3 protein-coding genes are annotated in these 2,040 nt (G+C 42.3%); 2 read left to right on the forward strand and 1 reads right to left on the reverse strand.

Translation table 11 applies throughout. From position 1 onward, the window contains the following. The coding region (locus tag ACP45E_RS21425; protein WP_241824373.1) for a hypothetical protein at positions 1–220 on the reverse strand (220 nt) is incomplete at its 3' end. Positions 221–397: 177 nt separating this feature from the next. Here ACP45E_RS21425 and ACP45E_RS21430 point away from each other — a divergent pair. Together ACP45E_RS21430 and ACP45E_RS21435 are read left to right on the forward strand one after the other, a co-directional pair. Then, positions 398–1,279 carry a helix-turn-helix domain-containing protein gene (locus tag ACP45E_RS21430; RefSeq protein WP_017033247.1) on the forward strand — a complete coding sequence of 294 codons (882 nt, stop codon included), beginning with the start codon at positions 398–400 and terminating at the stop codon, positions 1,277–1,279. A gap of 189 nt (positions 1,280–1,468) precedes the next feature. Next, positions 1,469–1,828 (forward strand): glutaredoxin family protein, encoded by a 360-nt coding sequence (locus tag ACP45E_RS21435; RefSeq protein ID WP_017033246.1) that lies wholly within the window; start codon positions 1,469–1,471, stop codon positions 1,826–1,828. Positions 1,829–2,040 lie beyond the last annotated feature (212 nt).

The following is a 2,040-nucleotide window of genomic DNA, read 5'->3' on the forward strand; positions in this document are numbered from 1 at the left end:
CCGCTCTTCCGATCTTGAGAATGGACCCTATTTTGTATTCAATCATCTCTTGCGCGGTTATTTCTCGAAGCTCAGGTTGGATCATTTGCCCTACTTTTTCTTCGACCGTCATTTCTTTAATAATCGAAGCAATTTCCGCTTCCAATCCACTGTCAGGTTTAAATTCTGACTGAATCTTGGGCCAGTTTGAAAAATAAGGAGTAGAGAAAGAAGTCGTCATAATTTGCATTCCAGACACTAAGGCATTAAAACCATGAAACCATCTATAGCTCATGCATCTATAGTTCATACATCGATAAACCAGTGCTATCTATAAATGGGGCTTGATGAATTCATACTAGAGCTCTAGAATCTTACTTTCTACCAATATTCCGACAAGTATGGGTAATATAGCGACATGACGACCACATATCAGCTCAAGTCACATCTTAAACACAACCATGTTAGGTTTGCCTATGTCGATGGCTACCATAGCCATGACTTTGCCACCCATAAACACGACTATTCTGAGCTGTTCATTGTTATCGGAGGGACAGGGAAGCACCAAGTTGCTGGGCACAGTTACCCTCTCAGTATTGGGGATGTGTTTGTTATCAATGGTGACGTTGAGCATGGATTCAACGACGTGAATGATCTCCGAATCATTAATTTAATGTTCGATTCCAATCTTCCTTTTTTCGATTCCCCACAGGTTAGGCTGCTGCCTGGCTATCAAGCGTTATTTACCGTCGAACCCATCGCAAGACAAAACAACGAATACCCTGCGAAGCTTACGTTAAACCCAGAACAACTGACTCGCCTCAGGAACTTGTTGGTGTTGATTGAAACCGAATACAATGATGCGCCCATCGGCTTTGAAAGTATGCTCGCTTCATTAATGCAGCAGTTGGTTATCACCCTTTCTAGAGCCTACCAAGGCGATTCAACAGAAAGTAACCAACCCACCTTGGCGTTAAGTCGCGCGCTGGTTTACATCGAAAGACACTACGCTAACGCCCAGTTAAACAGTGATGAAATTGCCAAAGCCTCCTTTGTAAGCCAACGACAAATGGAACGTTTGTTTCGCCAGTTTTTACAGACTTCCCCTAATCAATACATTCGAAACATCCAACAAAACCAAGCCGCTTTGCTACTCAAAGAGCAGCACGAACTTTCGATTCAATCCATATCAGAATCATGCGGATTCTCAGACAGCAACTACTTTTCCAAGTGCTTTAAAAAACACTTCGGGGTCAGCCCTAGGCAGTATCGAAAGGAATCACTGTTTCAAAGAGAATGATTGCAGTCAGTTTAGCCGCCATCAACGAGAAGGAAAAAGAGAAAGAGAGAAAGAGACACAGAACAACATTATAAAACAAGTTACCTATAAAAAATCACCGTTAAAAATGCGGTCATTCAGGTCTATTTCCACGCAGCCATCGCTGTTACACTATTGTGAAATTTATGCAGTAGATAAAGAAGAGAAGTTATGAAGTTAATTCGTTGGTTTTTAGGGAAGGTCATTTTGACATTGAATTTTGTTTTTGCCCCAAAAGGCATTAAACGTTCCCCTGAGATGCAGGCCGATGTTGATAATAAAGCCAGTGCGTTAGCATTGTATCAATTCGAAGCGTGTCCATTTTGTGTCAAGGTTCGCCGAGCAATGAAACGTCAATCGGTTAGCTTTGAGCTCCGAGATGCGAAAAATGATCCAACCCACAGAGACACCTTACTCACTCAAGGTGGCGCACTTAAGGTTCCATGCCTGCGTATCGAAAAAGACGGCCAAACGACCTGGATGTACGAATCTTCAGATATCGTCACCTACCTAGAAAAAGAATTCGCGTAACCCATTTAACGCTTTAAGTGATTCCGTAACCCCAACTTAACTGAGCAACGGTTTTCATCGTTGTTAACTCAGTTGCCATGTCTATTTAGCGATTGTTATTACTCGATATACATGGTTTTTACTCGCTGTTCATAGAAAGACTGAAAGTTGGGTTTACTTATTGTTTGTTTCTCGGTCCCTGCCGCCAGCAGCAACAGCAACAGCAACAGCAA

The organism is Vibrio genomosp. F10 str. 9ZD137, assembly GCF_049974785.1.
Lineage (GTDB): Bacteria > Pseudomonadota > Gammaproteobacteria > Enterobacterales > Vibrionaceae > Vibrio.

Coding starts and splice junctions, on each gene's coding strand:
- ACP45E_RS21435 (WP_017033246.1), top strand. CDS start 1,469: ATGAAGTTAATTCGTTGGTTTTTAGGGAAGGTCATTTTGACATTGAAT.
- ACP45E_RS21430 (WP_017033247.1), top strand. CDS start 398: ATGACGACCACATATCAGCTCAAGTCACATCTTAAACACAACCATGTT.